The sequence below is a fragment of the Syntrophomonas curvata genome (assembly GCF_052976825.1).
This window is the reverse complement of record NZ_CM129641.1, coordinates 1,248,516-1,263,421: the sequence shown is the minus strand read 5'-3', so window position 1 is coordinate 1,263,421 and position 14,906 is coordinate 1,248,516. Positions and strand designations below refer to the sequence as shown.

General features: G+C 47.9%; 14 protein-coding genes, 1 riboswitch and 1 other annotated feature. Of the genes, 5 read left to right on the top strand and 9 right to left on the bottom strand.

The annotated features are described in order from the left end of the window. Positions 1 to 57: 57 nt before the first annotated feature. Both ACU70B_RS05585 and ACU70B_RS05580 read left to right on the top strand, forming a co-directional pair. Positions 58 to 2,298 carry an alkaline phosphatase family protein gene (locus tag ACU70B_RS05585; protein ID WP_447185360.1) on the top strand — a complete coding sequence of 747 codons (2,241 nt, stop codon included), beginning with the start codon at positions 58 to 60 and terminating at the stop codon, positions 2,296 to 2,298. Between the two features lie 6 nt (positions 2,299 to 2,304). Then, a complete protein-coding gene (locus tag ACU70B_RS05580; protein WP_447185359.1) occupies positions 2,305 to 4,440 on the top strand; it encodes a hypothetical protein in 2,136 nt (711 codons plus the stop codon). 6 nt (positions 4,441 to 4,446) lie between these two features. On the opposite strand, the gene ACU70B_RS05575 is transcribed toward ACU70B_RS05580, so the two are convergent. Beyond that, on the bottom strand, positions 4,447 to 4,869 hold the full coding sequence (locus ACU70B_RS05575) for a MarR family winged helix-turn-helix transcriptional regulator (protein ID WP_447185358.1): 423 nt from the start codon (positions 4,867 to 4,869) through the stop codon (positions 4,447 to 4,449). A 175-nt stretch (positions 4,870 to 5,044) separates the two neighbouring features. Next, positions 5,045 to 5,274, top strand: a binding site (T-box leader). Positions 5,275 to 5,356: 82 nt separating this feature from the next. Here ACU70B_RS05575 and trpS point away from each other — a divergent pair. After that, entirely contained in the window at positions 5,357 to 6,349 is a 993-nt protein-coding gene (trpS, locus tag ACU70B_RS05570; RefSeq protein ID WP_447185357.1) for a tryptophan--tRNA ligase, read from the top strand. Positions 6,350 to 6,385: 36 nt separating this feature from the next. Here the strand turns inward: trpS and ACU70B_RS05565 are convergent, their stop codons facing one another. The 4 genes from ACU70B_RS05565 to ACU70B_RS05550 all read right to left on the bottom strand — a co-directional run bounded on the left by ACU70B_RS05565 (position 6,386) and on the right by ACU70B_RS05550 (position 10,116). After that, a complete protein-coding gene (locus ACU70B_RS05565) occupies positions 6,386 to 7,282 on the bottom strand; it encodes a glycine betaine ABC transporter substrate-binding protein (RefSeq protein WP_447185356.1) in 897 nt (298 codons plus the stop codon). Beyond that, on the bottom strand, positions 7,279 to 8,139 hold the full coding sequence (locus tag ACU70B_RS05560) for an ABC transporter permease (RefSeq protein ID WP_447185355.1): 861 nt from the start codon (positions 8,137 to 8,139) through the stop codon (positions 7,279 to 7,281). Before ACU70B_RS05560 ends, ACU70B_RS05565 begins: the two co-directional genes overlap by 4 nt. Then, positions 8,132 to 9,328 (bottom strand): quaternary amine ABC transporter ATP-binding protein, encoded by a 1,197-nt coding sequence (locus ACU70B_RS05555; RefSeq protein WP_447185354.1) that lies wholly within the window; start codon positions 9,326 to 9,328, stop codon positions 8,132 to 8,134. Before ACU70B_RS05555 ends, ACU70B_RS05560 begins: the two co-directional genes overlap by 8 nt. A gap of 291 nt (positions 9,329 to 9,619) precedes the next feature. Next, positions 9,620 to 9,753: riboswitch (cyclic di-AMP (ydaO/yuaA leader) on the bottom strand. 174 nt (positions 9,754 to 9,927) lie between these two features. After that, positions 9,928 to 10,116: a hypothetical protein gene (locus ACU70B_RS05550; RefSeq protein ID WP_447185353.1), complete on the bottom strand. Its 189-nt coding sequence runs from the start codon at positions 10,114 to 10,116 to the stop codon at positions 9,928 to 9,930. A gap of 166 nt (positions 10,117 to 10,282) precedes the next feature. Between ACU70B_RS05550 and ACU70B_RS05545 the strand changes: the two genes are divergently transcribed. Both ACU70B_RS05545 and rbr read left to right on the top strand, forming a co-directional pair. Beyond that, the gene (locus ACU70B_RS05545; protein WP_447185352.1) at positions 10,283 to 10,711 is read left to right on the top strand and encodes a hypothetical protein; all 429 of its coding nucleotides are present in this window, start codon (positions 10,283 to 10,285) and stop codon (positions 10,709 to 10,711) included. A gap of 47 nt (positions 10,712 to 10,758) precedes the next feature. After that, on the top strand, positions 10,759 to 11,298 hold the full coding sequence (gene rbr, locus ACU70B_RS05540; protein ID WP_447185351.1) for a rubrerythrin: 540 nt from the start codon (positions 10,759 to 10,761) through the stop codon (positions 11,296 to 11,298). A 39-nt stretch (positions 11,299 to 11,337) separates the two neighbouring features. Here rbr and speB read toward each other — a convergent pair whose 3' ends face one another. The 4 genes from speB to ACU70B_RS05520 form a co-directional block, all read right to left on the bottom strand. After that, positions 11,338 to 12,204, bottom strand: coding sequence for an agmatinase (speB, locus tag ACU70B_RS05535; protein ID WP_447185350.1), 867 nt, complete (start codon positions 12,202 to 12,204; stop codon positions 11,338 to 11,340). Between the two features lie 3 nt (positions 12,205 to 12,207). Continuing rightward, positions 12,208 to 13,035, bottom strand: coding sequence for a polyamine aminopropyltransferase (gene speE, locus ACU70B_RS05530; RefSeq protein WP_447185349.1), 828 nt, complete (start codon positions 13,033 to 13,035; stop codon positions 12,208 to 12,210). A gap of 29 nt (positions 13,036 to 13,064) precedes the next feature. Next, complete coding sequence (locus ACU70B_RS05525; protein WP_447185348.1) at positions 13,065 to 13,523, bottom strand: pyruvoyl-dependent arginine decarboxylase; 459 nt, start codon at positions 13,521 to 13,523, stop codon at positions 13,065 to 13,067. A 475-nt stretch (positions 13,524 to 13,998) separates the two neighbouring features. Then, on the bottom strand, positions 13,999 to 14,904 hold the full coding sequence (locus tag ACU70B_RS05520) for a selenium metabolism-associated LysR family transcriptional regulator (RefSeq protein WP_447185347.1): 906 nt from the start codon (positions 14,902 to 14,904) through the stop codon (positions 13,999 to 14,001). Between the last annotated feature and the right edge of the window lie 2 nt (positions 14,905 to 14,906).

Here is a 14,906-nt window from a genome sequence, read left to right as displayed (position 1 = left end):
AGATTATCATGGTAATAGAAATTAATATCCTATTTCAATCAGGAGGAAATTCCATTTATGAATAAATTGCGATGCATACTGGCGCTACTTTTAATTAACCTGGCATTGTTTTGCCTGGTCCCCCCTTTTCCGGCAATGGGACAGAGTGGGCATCAGGATGAAAAAAAGGTTGTAATTCTTATTTCCGACTACATAGGTACCGGCGATCTTATCAATTCCCATACCCCCAACCTGGACGGTCTTCTGTCCCAAAGCGGGTCAGGATTAATGAATATCCGTTCCAAAAACAGGTATCCTTCCAGTTCCTATATGTCCCTGGCAACAGGTGCACGGGTGGGTACTATTGAAAATGCCGGATTGTCTTATAATAGTACTGAGGGAGTTGATTTCGTATTCGGCCTGTTGGATAATTCAACGGCTTCATCCCTGAATGCCGCTAACCTTTTCTCTCTTTTCACGGCGGCCAAGCCGCCTGATGAGGGGGTTGTCAATCTCTTTATCGAACCTGCCAGGAAGTACGCCAGCAGTTATAACCCACCTTACCAGGTTGGCAGCATGGGTTGGGAAGCTCGCGAATTAGGTTACCGCTTAGCGGTACTGGGGAATTCCGATACCCATCAGCTGGTCAACCGCAATTCGGTTATACTGGCTATGGATGAAAAAGGCATCGTTCCCCAGGGCAATGTCAGCCAGGATCTGCTGGAGGTTAACCCGTCCAGCCCCGGGGGCCTGCAAAGCAACCATGACCAGATTATAGACAATATGCAGCGCCTGCTGGCAGTCGCCGATATACTCGTTATGGACCTGGGAGATACCAGCAGAGTGGAAACGAACCGGGAAAACACCTCTGATTATATAGTGGTGGAGCAACGTAAAAATGCGGTGGAAAGAAATGACCTTCTGCTGGGCAGGATAATCAACAGTATAAATATGGAAAAAACTATGCTGATCATACTTTCTCCCAACCCCAATAAAGAGATGCTGGCTGCAGGCAATTTTGGCCTTACCCCAGCCATCATATACACCCCGGGGTCAGAACCAGGCTTGCTGACCTCCGCTACTACCCGTCGTCCCGGCCTGGTCAGTAACGCTGACCTCAAACCCACGGTATTTTCCTTTCTGGAGCATAATTACCCTGTCCGCGGAATAAGTACTATCAAATCAGACAACAGCCTGCAAAAACTTGATCAGCAGGTAAACCTGTTTACTCAATTACGGGTAAGCCGCAATCCGCTGCATTATATGTTCATGTTTTTTGCGGTGCTGGGAATCGCAGTCGGAGCCCTGGCCTTCATTGCCGGCCGCAAAGAATTCTTCCGCCATGTAAATTATACGGTATATTGCGCCTTAAGTATGCCTCTGGTATTCTTGTTCATCAGCTTTAGCCAATATTTTTCACTAGGGTGGGTTATGCTGCTCAGTTTCGGCTCAGCTATGCTAATGGCAGCTCTGGTGCACTTCTTATTTAAGGACCCGTTTGATGCCTTGCTGTTTCTTACCTTAACTACCGCCATACTGCTGGCATTCGATTCATTTACCGGCTCCAGATTGATGCTGGTATCGCCCCTGGGCTCCGATGCTATTGCCGGGGGACGCTTTTACGGAATTGGGAATGATTATATGGGAATACTGTTGGCCTGTACTATAATATCCTCTTTACTGCTGCTGGATAAGCTGAAACATTTGTCACTTAAGCCTTCACACCAGGCATTAATGGGATTATTGCCGTTAATCGTGGTCAGTGTCGCCATCGGTCACCCCAGTTTCGGTACTAACATGGGTGGATTTATAACGGCAGTAGTAAGCATGGGCTTCTTCTACGTTATAGTCAGAGGTCATAAAATTTCGCTCTTTAAAATCTTATTAATCCTTTTTCTGGCTATAATGGCCGTATTCGCCGTAGCCCAACTGGATGCTCTGCTTAATCCTACCCCGTCCCATGCCGGCAAAGCTATAAGCAGTTTCCATTCCGGGGGTGGCCTGGCCGTTCTGCTGGCGATGATAAAAACCAAACTGGGAATACTGGGAAGCACTATTTATCACTCCATTTGGAGCTTGATTCTGCTATTGCTCATTGCCGCCCTGATTATGTTAAAACACAAGCGCCCCAACCTCATGTTGCAACTTTCGGTACATGACAAGGTCATAAGTCAGACTGTCAAAATACTGCTTATCGCTGCCGTTACTGTTTTTTTGGTAAATGATACTGGTGTTATCGCTGCCGCAATTATTGTATTATACCTGCTGGATAGTCTCTGGCTCACCCTAAGCCGGAGCAGTTATCAAGGACGGTGGTAGAAAACCATGTATAAAAAGCTGCTGGCAACCCTGGGAATATTGCTTCTGCTCCTTGCCTGCCCCGATTCCATCCAGGCCCAAACTGACAAAGAGCAGCCGCATCAGCGCGTCATCATCTATATGATTGATAAACTGAATTTGAGCGATCTTGACCCTGATATTACCCCCCATCTCTGGTACATGCAGAGTAAAGGCGGATTGGGGCTGCTTAACACTCTGAGTGCGGGGGAGAGAACCAGCAAGAATGTTCCCTGCACCATATCGGCTGGGAAACTGGCCGTGGGCAGCTTTAATGCCGACCTTAATTTTAAGGCCGCCGAGGTAGTAAACTACGAAAGGGCCGGCGATGTGTTTTTTCGTAATACCGGTTTTTTACCTGCCGACCATAATGTGGTGGTAAGCAGTATCGAGGTAATTAAAAAGAACAATGAAAAACGGGGGCTGGGCCAGCCAGGAAAGCTGGGTGATGAACTGCATGCTATGGGACTTAAAACCGCTGTAATCGGGAATGCCGATTTACCCGGACATTATTCCCGCAGCGGGGCTTTAATAGTTATGGACTCAAACGGCATAGTGGATAATGGGCTGGTCGGCAGAGAAATGGTCAGGAAATCCAAAAACTTCCCTCAATCCAGTAATTACGATAAGATACTGGAGGCTTTCCGCCAATTTCAAGCCTACGATCTTATTTTAATCCAGTTTGGAGATCTGGCCCGATTGGATAATGTAGGCAGCATGTACTCCGGTCAGCAGTTGCAGGTGGAAAGAAAGAACCGGCTTATTCAAATTGATGCCTGCATCAGCCAATTACAGAAAGAGCTCGATAGCAGGGATGCGGTATACGTTATAAGCCCGACCCCGTCATATGATGCCGCGCTGCAGGGTGAACTCCTGACCCCCATTATTATAGACCAGCCAGGGGCAAAAGGAGTTTTAACCAGTTACTCCACCCGCCGCGAAGGCATAGTTTCAAGCATCAGCCTGAAAAACTCAATCTTGCATTACTTTAACCCCGCTGTCCTGGACACTATTTATGCTAGTCCGGCTAACAGCATAATTGACAGCCTTAAACACATAAATCAGCGGGTAGCATTTGAATACCTTAACCAGGCCTGGATGGTTACCGTTCACGTTGCCCTGATATTTCTCCTGCTGCTTGTGGCTCTGGCAGCACGCTTAAAGAACATCTACCCTGAAATTGCTGAATTCCTGATTTTATTTGCGGTGGCCATGCCTCTAAGCCTGTTGCTCATGGGTAATTTTGATGTGTTCAGCCGCTGGCTCTTCCTGCTTATTTCACTGGGGTTAAACCTGTCTCTCAGCCTTTTTTGCCTGCTTGCCTCCCGGATGGGTAAAACCAGTGCCCTGGGCATACTGCTGCTTTTGACCATAGGCACCATTGCCTTGGATCTAGTCTTTGATTTGGGCATGCTCAAACAATCAATACTTAGTTACCGTATTATGAGCGGCTCGCGCTACTATGGCCTGGGCAACGAATACATGGGCGTATTAATCGGATCTACCATAGCCTTATCTGCCCTGGTATTACAGCAAGCCTATTCCAAGCGCAGGCTGTTTATAGTGGCCCTACTATTCAGCCTGGTTGTATTCTTGATTGCCTATCCCCTCTTTGGCATCAATGTAGGGGGAAGCATAACCGCTTGTATAGGTCTGGGATATACCTATATGCATTATTCCAAGCATAAAGTAAACCTTACCAAGGTATTCTGGCTGGTTTGCGGCACTATTGTTTTGGTATCGATTATGGCGGTAATAGATTTAAAACAGCCCCTGGAGATACAATCCCATCTGGGGCGAAATGTAAGTCTGATTAGGGACGGAGGATTCAGCGAAATTTTGAATATAATCAGCCGGAAAGTACAGATGCAGTTACGGGTTATCAATTATAGTGTTTGGGGTTGGGTTTTGCTTTTATTGGTGCTGGTTTTTTCCTATTTCGTGTTTCGCCCGGCCAGCATTATAAAACGGGTTAAGGAACAGCTGCCGGTTATATATAGCAGCCTGCAGGGAATAATAGTGGCAGCCATCATAGCCATCATCTTTAATGATTCCGGTATAACAGCTGCCGCTGTACTAGCCCTCTATTTCATTGCCTTGTATCTTAAATATCTACTCCGATGAATGCCCCTATTCCAGGCCGTTCAATATATTCTTTATCCCGTGCATAAACTCCTTCTGGTTGCCTTCGCCCAGTAAATCATATAAATGAACATTAAATTCCTTACCTATGCTAACTAAATCGTCGGCTATGGCCTCACCTTTTTCGGTAATAAAAACCCTTATGGCCCTGCGGTCTTCAGGGTCAAGCTGACGCTCCACCAGTTTGTCTTTTTCCAGTTTATCCACCAAAACCGTCATAGAGGAACTGTCAATCAGGGTACGATGACCAATCTCTTTTAAAGTTATGCCGTTTTCGTCGTAAAGACAGGTAAGAACAAACATCTGGGGTATGCTTATGCCATAAGGCTCCAACTGGGCACTCAAGTGTTTGTCGATTTTTTTCATTGCCGCCCGCATGCTAAAACACAAAAAGGTATAAAAGTCAGTCATCCTCTGAAACTCCTTTGCTTGAATTGCAATGGCCCGATTTAAGCCATGAATATTTTATTTTAGTATTATACCATATTATAATTTATAAACTGAAATCCGCAACTCAAATTAAAAATTGCATGATTCCAAACTTGAATTACAGGTCGTACATATGGTATTTTAGAATATATTGCATGGAAATACAATGATGAGGATTAGTAGCTCGATTGGATAGTTGCAGAGAGCCGGGCAGGTGGAAACCGGTACTGAAGATTGAGTGAATGGGCCTTTAAGTAGCAGGCTGAAATGGGTTGACCAGATTAGGCCGGGCCGGCATTCCCCCGTTACCGGGAAAAGCGCAGCCAGCGCCTGTCGAGCGGACCGTTTGGTCAATAAGGGTGGCACCGCGGAAGCCCCGTCCCTTTAGCGGCAGGGGCTTTTTTATTTTGCGGCAGCGGAGGCAGCCGTGGTTTAACATAAATTATAAGTATTAGAAAGGATGAGTGTTATGCCTGAGGGCAAGAAGAGGATCTTGACCGGAGACCGACCTACCGGGAGCCTGCACCTGGGTCATTATGTGGGCAGCCTGGCCAACCGGGTCAAACTGCAGGAAGAATATGAGAGCTATATTATTATTGCCGATGTCCAGGCCCTTACCACCCACTGGGAAAAAGATGATAACCTGAAACGGGACGTATTTCAGATTACCGGCGATTATCTGGCCGCAGGAATTGATCCCGGTCTGTCGACCATTTTTATTCAGAGCATGATCCCGGAAATACATGAATTGACCATGTATTATTCCATGTTCACATCGGTAAACGTTTTGCGCCATAACCCTACGGTAAAGACAGAAGCCGCCCAGCACGGGTTCAGCGATATGACTTACGGTTTTTTGGGGTATCCGGTAAGCCAGGCGGCCGATATCAGTATATTCAAGGCTCATCTGGTGCCGGTAGGGGAAGACCAGATTCCCCATATTGAATTGGCCCGCAAAATAGTACGCCGTTTCAACGACCTCTATAAACCGGTGCTGGTGGAGCCGGAGGTTCTGGTAGGGGATGTGCCGCGGCTGATAGGGCTGGATGGTAAGGCCAAGATGAGCAAAAGTTTAAATAACGCTATATTTTTAGCCGACACTGCCGACGAGGTATGGCAAAAAATCCGTAATGCCGTAACCGACCCGGCCCGTATCCATAAAACTGACCCGGGGCACCCTGAAGTCTGCACGGTCTATGAATACCACCGGGTCTTTAATCCCGAAGAAGCCGGGGAAATCGAAGACGATTGCCGTCATGGCCATATAGGCTGCGTAAACTGCAAAAAGAAACTGAGCGGAAAAATCAACCAGCTGCTGGAACCCATGCGGGAGAGAAGGGAAAAATACGATTATGAAGCCATCCGGGAAATATTGCTGGAAGGAACCAAAAAAGCCCACCGCGTTGCCTTGGATACGATGGCGGAAGTGCGGGAAGCCATGGGCATCAATTACCTTGACTAAAGTAATTTACCCCCGGCCAAGGCCGGGGGTAGCGCCTTATTTATCTTTATATTTATCCGGCAGCCAGCTATTGACCAATTCCGGGTTCTGCTCCACCCACTTCCGGGCCGCCTCTTCACTGTTCCCCATATCCTCGGCCAGCCCCATGGCCGAAGCCAGATCCTCCGGGCTCCAGGCAAAGTTGTCAAACAGGGTATAAGCATCGGGCATGTCTTCCTTCAGGCCTTTTCTCACTATAGTATTAATGGTTTCAGCTTCACCGTAATCCTTCTTGGGGTCATCCAGATACTTGAGGTCCCAGCGGGCAAACTTCCAGTGCGGAGTCCAGCCGGTTACGACTACCCATTTATTATTATCAACAGCCTGTTTCAGTGAAGCTATCATGGTGCCTTCACTGCCTTCGACCAGTTCATACTCCAGGTTATAGTCTTTCAGCGCCGCTTCAGTAGCCTTCATAATGCCGGCGCCGGAATCAATGCCGATTATTTTCCCGTCAAATTTATCCTTTACCGAATTCAGGTCGGCAATGGAATCAACAGCAACATAATCCGGTACTACCAGACCGATTTTAGCCCCTTCCATACTCGGTCCCAAATCCTCCACCTGGTCTTTAACCTGCTTCATGTATTCACCATGAGTTAACGGCAGCCAGGCCGTAAAAACGGCATCGCCTTTTTTATTGGCCAGGCCTTCATACATGGCTGCAGCCGTAACATCCATTATTTCTACATCGTAACCCATCTTGTCTTCCAGGATAACTTTCATGACATGGGTTTCGGCGCTGGCACAGGCCCATTGTACGTAGAGAAGCTTAACCTGCTTGTTTTCCTTATCGGCCTGCTTACCGCCGCCGCTGCCACAACCGGCAATGCTTACGACGGCAAACGCCGTCAGTACTGCCAGAGTGATAATAGATACGGTTCTTTTTTTCATCTTACCTTCTCCTTCCCCGTTGTTTTACCCAGGTTCTGGGTTATACGGTCAAGTATTATCGCCAGAATGACTATGGCTACACCTGCTTCAAACCCCATTCCCATTTTAAGCTGCTGAATGGCTGTCCATACCACACCCCCCAGTCCTTTGGCGCCGATCATGGCGGCTACCACCACCATTGACAGTGAAAGCATGATGCATTGGTTGATCCCCGCCAATATATTGGCTCGCGCCAGAGGTAATTCTATCTTGAACAACATCTGCCAAAAAGTTGAGCCGAAGGACTTCCCCAATTCCTCCAGTTCTTCCGGAACCTGTTTTAAACCTAACTCGGTAAGTCTTATGACCGGAGGCATGGAGAAAACGATAGTGGTCAATACGGCCGGAACTACCCCCAGCCCAAAGAAGGGAATGGCAGGCAGGAGGTATACAAATGCGGGCAGAGTCTGCATAAAATCCAGTACGGGAGCAATAATCCGGTGGGCGGTCCTATTCTTGGCCGCCAGTATCCCCAGCGGAATTCCTATCGATATACACAGAGCTACCGCGCCGATTACCAGAGCCAGGGTTTCCATCGATACTTTCCATAGCCCGATATTGTATATGAACATCAAACCCAATAAAGCAAACAAGGCTATTTTCTTATTGACCAGCCACCAGGCCAACAGGCTGAAAACAATAATCAGCAATTCCGGAGGCAGGCTTATTAAAAAACCCTGCAGCCCCTTGATCAACTCTTCCATTCCGGTGGCAAACGCCTGGGTTGACTCCCCCCATTCCGCCTGCAGGTAATCAATAGAGCGATCCGTCCATTCCGCCAGCGGTATACGCGGAATGCTGTCCATAAGGCTACTCACTGGTTTCCCTCCTTTCCCCGGCCAGACCGGCTATCACTGACCCTCTCACCAGTACTCCTTTCAGGCTGCCGGCCTCGTCAACTACCGCTACCGGCACCTTGGTGCGAGCCAGTACTTCCAGCAGTTCACATAATGGAGTGTCAGGCAAAGCTACGGGACCATCCTTGTTTATAATCATATCTAATTCTCTGATTCCCTGATGCGCAATCCGGGAAGCATCATCCGCATTGACATAACCCAGCAGCTTGCCCCCACGGTCGGTAACAAACAAGGACGACATCCCGAATCTTTCCATAATGTGTAAAGCGGTCATGGGGCCGTCTTTGGGATAAACCACATTCCGGGCCCTCACCATTACCGATGCTGCGGTCAAAGCCCTGGAGTAGTTGACGTTTTCGACAAAACGGGCCACATATTCGGTGGCGGGAGATAATAATATATCCTCCGGCTGTCCCATCTGAACAATTGTACCATCCTTCATCAGGGCAATCCGGTCCCCTATCTTAAGGGCTTCATCCAAATCATGGGTAATAAAGACAATGGTCTTCTGCAGTTTTTTTTGGATCTCCAGCAATTCATCCTGCATTTCCTGTCTGATCAAAGGATCCAGGGCACTGAAAGGCTCATCCAGCAATAAAATATCCGGGTCGGTAGCCAGAGCCCGGGCTATCCCCACTCGTTGCTGCATACCGCCGCTGAGGCCGGCCGGATAAGAGTCCTCCCAGCCTTTAAGCCCTACCATTTCAATGGCCTGCAGTGACCTTTGCTCGCGTTCAGCCCGTGCTATTCCCTGTATCTCCAGGCCGTAACCAACATTGCCGAGGACGGTACGATGAGGTAAGAGTGCAAAACGCTGAAAGACCATACCCATCTTCTTGCGGCGCAGTTCTTCAAGCGAGTGCCTGGACATTCCCGTAAGCTCATGACCATCGATAAAGATTTTGCCGGCCGTGGCACTAATCAAACCGTTAAGGCAACGTAATAAGGTCGACTTGCCACTGCCTGAAAGCCCCATAATCACAAAGCTTTCCCCCGGTTCAATGTGAAAACTGACATCCCTGATTCCTACCACCTGGCGGGTTTTTCTTTTAATCGTGTTATTATCCTGACCCTGTTGCAGAAGTTTAAGCGCCTTGTTTGCATCTGCGCCATAAATCTTGGTTAGATGTTCTACCTTGATTATTTCCACAAATAATCCCCCCTTTACTGATTAGGCAAGCAGCAGGCAGGCAATAGACCAGTGTGCGGCCATTCCCGGAAGCGAAGCCTTCAAGCAATCGCAGGACAGCATCTGCAGAAAATCGAACCGGGATTTTCCCATCGTATTTTAAGATATGGCAATAGAGGTCTGGTGCTGATAAAAACCAACATTCAGCCTTAAGCAGGCAACACTATATGGCATATTAAAACGAGAGGATTCATGATCGTAGGGATAACCTTCGGAGGTGAAAATAATTTGAAGAAGGTAAATATATCCCCATTCTCCCCTTTCTGCTGCTTACGGGGTTAGCTGCCGGATTCGGGTCCAGGGCGACCCTACCAGTTTGATCTGGATTCACCCCAATAAACGGTTCCCCCGCTCCTGGTAATACCAGGATTAAGCCTGAGAATGGCAATCGCCGTTCCATAGGAGTATATAATTGTTTATTTATTAAGTATAACCTTGAGAGTCCTTTTTCTCAAACCGCGAAAAAAAGTCTATTTTGTTCTGATATATCCTCAGAAGCAGTAAGGCTCATATTAATGGCATTCTCCTTGATATAACCGGTTTTCCTGTCATGCCTGTAATCAATTGCCGGTGAAGAACCGGGTTATTCTCTCCCCCAAGTCGAACAGGTCCAGGGCCAAAGCCAGTATTATAGCCATAACCAGCATACCCAGGAGGTTGTATCTTAATCTCTGCTGTTCGATTCTCCTGCGCTCGGCTTCACCTTGCACCCGGTCTCTTTTCCTCCGGGAATAATACTTGTACCCCATACCTTTACCTCCATTAATCCTTGTACCGCAGCTTTATTGTATATTATAAATCTATAAATATTTTTTCCACGCTCCAGGGTGAATACTATTTTAAGATGAGAACTGTTTTTTTTGCTGTTAATAATGTAGAATTTAATACTAATAGTGCATTAAGGAGTGGATAAACATGCAGGATATCCCGGCATTCCAACTCAAGTTCCTGGGACAGGAGGAGCACTTGCTGCTGCCCAATGTCACATCTATCAAAGTAGTCCAGCACCTGTATGACGTTTTGTTTCAATATGCAATAACTCCGGCAGAAGAAGAAAAGCTGCAATCGTTCATAGGATTAATGGAAGCCCATATCAAAAGTAAACCCCGAGCGCCGTTTTCCATGCCTGTATCGAACCTGGCCTTTCTGGACGAAGGTCTGCAGGAGTTGAAATTACTTAATTGGATGCAGCTCAAGGCTTCGGTATTTGAAATCATTCCTGACGGTAATGATGACGACGGACTGGAAAAAATCCTGGAATTATTGGAGTCTGTATGTACCTTTAACCGCCAGGAGCAAAGCAACCTTATCTATGTCTATCCCCAAGGGTTAACTGTTTATTGATCACCTGCGGGTGATTAATATAAATATAAAGCAAGGAGGCAATCAGGATGAGCTTAAAAGGTTCCAAAACTGAAGAAAACCTGTGGACAGCGTTCTCAGGTGAATCCCAGGCGCGCAACAAGTATACTTACTTTGCCAGTCAGGCGGACAAGGAAGGATTCAAGCAAATTGCCGCCATATTTACCGAGACCGCCGATAACGAGAAAGAACATGCCAAACGGCTCTTTAAGTTAGCGCTCGGAGGTTCTGTCCCTCCAACCGTCGAAAATCTTCTCAGTGCAGCCGAAGGTGAAAATGAAGAACATACCAGTATGTACCCTGAATTTGAAAAAATCGCCCGTGAAGAAGGTTTTAATGAAATCGCCGACATATTTAAGGAAATTGCCGAAGTAGAAGAAGAACATGAAAAACGGTTTAGAAAACTGCTGCAAAATATCAAGGATGGCGCCGTTTTCAAAAAGGATAAGCCCGTCAAATGGAAGTGCCGTAACTGCGGTTATGTACATGAAGGTACGGAAGCCCCGGATCGCTGCCCGGCCTGTGATCACCCCCAGAGCTATTACGAAGTAATGGCCGAGAATTACTAGGAAAAAGCGTCTGCCCGATCAGGCAGACGCTTTTATATATTAATAGGCCAGCAGGGCCTCACGCAGTATTTTGGCCCCCAGTATGGAAGTATTATCTCCCTTTTCATATGGTGGAGAAATCTCCACCATATCGAAACCCACAACCTTAAGCTCACCCAAACGATGCAAGGCCTGCAGCAATTCCCGGCTTGATATGCCGCCAGCCTCCGGAGTTCCGGTGCCCGGTGCAAAAGCCGGGTCCAAAATATCGATGTCGAGGCTCAGGTAAACGGGGCGGCCGCCTATCTTATCCATAACTTCATCCACCGCACCCAGCAAGCTGTCCAGGTACAGATTGGTCCTGGATGCGGCAAACTTGAGCTCATCCCGGGTGGCGGAGCGAATACCCAACTGGTAAAGGTTCCTGTCTCCTATCTCCTCCACCACATGGCGCATAACCGTAGCATGGGACAGGGTCTCACCCAGGTAATCAGTACGCAAATCGGCATGGGCGTCCATCTGTATCACTACCAGATCAGAATATTGCTGGTGGTAAGCTTTTATCAAGGGCAGTGACACCAGATGCTCCCCGCCAACAGCAAACACCTTTTTCCTATCTTTGACCAGACCCCGGCTTACCTCCTCGATACGCCGCAGGCTTTCACCTACATTGCCGAAGGGTATGATTATATCCCCGGCATCATAAAAACAAATCTCCTCCAGGGATTTATCCTGGTAGATACTATACTCTTCCACACTTTCTGATACTTCGCGCACCCGGTAGGGTGCCAGCCTGGTGCCCGGCCGGAAGCTGGTGGTGGCATCCATGGGTATGCCTATGATAACTTTGGCGGACTGCTCATAGTCCCTGCTGCTGGCCATAAAACTGGCCTTTTCCTCTAACAGTTCTCTAAAATCCCCGCCCATAATCTACTTATCTCCTATGAGGTTTCGGACAAAAGCCGGCAGCTTAAAGGCAGCTTGGTGAATTTCCGATGTATAGTATTTATACTCCAATTTACCGGTACAAAACGGCACTTCCGGGTCGTAGCGCTTAGAGCCCACCGTAAAGCTCCACAGGCCGCTGGGGTAGGTGGGGACGGCAGCTAAATACAGCTTGGTAATGGGAAAAGATTGCTTAATTCCACCATAGGCCATTTTAATCACATCTCCATTAAAAAACGGGGATTCGCTCTGCACCACTAACATGCCGTCATCCTTTAAGGCTTTGGCAACGCTGGCGTAAAAGGCAGGAGAAAACAGCTCCTGGGCTGGCCCTACGGGCTCGGTTGAATCTACTATGACTACATCAAAGGTATCAGCATGCTCCTTGATAAACTGAATACCGTCAGCCACGATAAGCTGAGCCTTGGTGGCGCTAAAAGAACAGGAATGATCCGGGAAAAAATCCCGGGATGCCTGAATTACCCGTTCATCTATTTCCGCGAGAGTACCACATTCAACCGCAGGGTGGCGTACCACCTCTCTTAAGGCGCCGCCGTCCCCTCCCCCGATGACCAGAACATTCTTGGGCCGAGGGTGAGCGTTAAGGGCAATCATGGTTATCATCTCATGGTAGACAAACTCGTCCTTTTCGGTGGTCTGTACCATACCGTCCAGAAGCAGCATTCTGCCGAATTGTTCCGTGTTTACAACACAGAGGTGTTGAAAGGGAGTCTGTTCAACCCGTAAAGTTTCTGTGGTCTTGCAGCTAAACCCCAAAACAGGGGTTTGATATTCAGTTACCCATAGTTCCAATCCTGTTTTCCTCCTCGTTCGCTAGTAGATTAATACCATAGAGGTACGGCAGCAAAGGCACAACCTATCCTTCTGACAGTATGCTCGGTTGCAGCCACTTTAATCTCGTCCAATTCCAGGTTTCTGATCCGAAACGCCTCTTCCACCATTTTTCTTACCCGGGCCTCAGCTTCATCGGCCCCGCACCGGCCTTCATACTCCATGATGACGCCAAAACTATTCTGCTTGATGCCGACTGCTACGGCAGCGGAAATAACTTCGCCGGGAACCGTGCTTATAATAGTGCCGTAAGCGATGGGCAAGAGAGACCCAGGGGGTATTGCCAGACCAGGTTCATATTCACAGCCTGGAGGTAAAATACTGCTTACTTTCAAAAGATTTGTATTTCCAACCCGGGCGTTCAATAAAGCCCCATCAAACGCGGTAAGCTCGGTTTCTCCTTCAGCCGAAGCAGCGGTAAGAAAATACTTTTTCGGTAACGGTAACAAGGGTATACACCTCCGGAGATTATTTTTTTACAGACAACAGATACATTATATACAAATGATTAGTAAAATAAAACATAATTCCAGCTTGGCTGCCAAATAAACTACAACCGGGTAAAAGTGCCGAGGAAAGAGAATCAGAGGTGTTGTATAATCGGGGATAAGCGGAGGGTTGTCAAAGGGTTGCGCAAATCCGGAAAGCAGGAGGAGAATGCAGAATACGGCGGGATAGGCGGTCGACCAGCAGCGTTCCATATAATTCCGCAATATGAGTTCGCAGCAACATCTCCCGGCCATGTGATTCCGCTAAACGACCGGCCTTAACGGTGGGTTGAAGCGGAGCATCGCAGCCCCGCAAATCGCGCCCGCCCCAAGCGCATCATCGTCCTCGGAGGGAGTTGTGCCTGTCAGACCGGTTGCCAACGGATCTGAATGCAAAGCTTCTTCCCAGATTTACACAGCCCTGTCAGGCATGATATTAGATTTTTCCAGGCTCCTCCAGTTTCTTTACATATTCCAGAAAATTATTGACTGATTTCCGCCGGGATTTCTGCCGGGGATAAATAACATAAAAATTTCTTTTCACCAGGGGGTCACTGATTTTTATACTGCGAATTCTGCGATAAGAATCAGCTTTTTTAACTGCCCAGCGCGAAACTATAGACACTCCCATCCCGGCTTCAATACTGGCCAGAACTGCCTCCGTGCTTCCCGCCTCGATATAGACATTCAAGTCTTCCCGTTTAATACCGTGGGCTGTCAAGAGGTCTTCAACCGCCTTGCGGGTACCCGAGCCTTTTTCCCGGAATATCCAGCGCTCATTGAGAAGACTGTCCAGAGTAATTTCAGATAGCCGGGCTAGTTTGTGGTTTTCGGGCAATACTACCACCAGTTCGTCTTCCAACCATTCAAAGCCTTCTATCTTGCGATTATTTATCCATCCACCCACGATGCCGACATCCAATTCCCGCTCCGCCAGCCGCGCGAAAATTTTTTCGGTGTCGGCAATATCTATACTGATGCTTACATTCGGGTACTTTTCCTTAAATCTTTTTATCAACTGAGGCAAAATATATTCCCCGGGGATGCTGCTGGCTCCCAGACATAGACTGCCCCTGCGGCTTTCGGAGACTTCTTCCATCGCCTTGTTGGTTTTATCCATGGCCTTGATAATATCCCGGGCACAATAATACAGGGTCTCTCCAGCCTCGGTAGTCTTAAGCCGACGCCCGGAGCGCTCCAGCAGCAATACTCCATAGGTGTCTTCCAGAGCCTGAATCTGTTTGGTAACCGCCGGCTGGGAAAGTCCGAACTCCTCGGCAGTCTTGGAAAGGTTCTGGGTTTCTACCACCTTCACATAGGTCTTAAAAAGATTTAAGTTCATTA

Excerpts from the sequence above, each read along its gene's own strand:
- ACU70B_RS05580 (WP_447185359.1), top strand. The coding sequence starts at position 2,305 with ATGTATAAAAAGCTGCTGGCAACCCTGGGAATATTGCTTCTGCTCCTT.
- rbr (WP_447185351.1), top strand. The coding sequence starts at position 10,759 with ATGAGCTTAAAAGGTTCCAAAACTGAAGAAAACCTGTGGACAGCGTTC.
- ACU70B_RS05545 (WP_447185352.1), top strand. The coding sequence starts at position 10,283 with ATGCAGGATATCCCGGCATTCCAACTCAAGTTCCTGGGACAGGAGGAG.
- ACU70B_RS05550 (WP_447185353.1), bottom strand. The coding sequence starts at position 10,116 with ATGGGGTACAAGTATTATTCCCGGAGGAAAAGAGACCGGGTGCAAGGT.
- trpS (WP_447185357.1), top strand. The coding sequence starts at position 5,357 with ATGCCTGAGGGCAAGAAGAGGATCTTGACCGGAGACCGACCTACCGGG.
- ACU70B_RS05520 (WP_447185347.1), bottom strand. The coding sequence starts at position 14,904 with ATGAACTTAAATCTTTTTAAGACCTATGTGAAGGTGGTAGAAACCCAG.
- speB (WP_447185350.1), bottom strand. The coding sequence starts at position 12,204 with ATGGGCGGGGATTTTAGAGAACTGTTAGAGGAAAAGGCCAGTTTTATG.
- ACU70B_RS05565 (WP_447185356.1), bottom strand. The coding sequence starts at position 7,282 with ATGAAAAAAAGAACCGTATCTATTATCACTCTGGCAGTACTGACGGCG.
- ACU70B_RS05575 (WP_447185358.1), bottom strand. The coding sequence starts at position 4,869 with ATGACTGACTTTTATACCTTTTTGTGTTTTAGCATGCGGGCGGCAATG.
- ACU70B_RS05585 (WP_447185360.1), top strand. The coding sequence starts at position 58 with ATGAATAAATTGCGATGCATACTGGCGCTACTTTTAATTAACCTGGCA.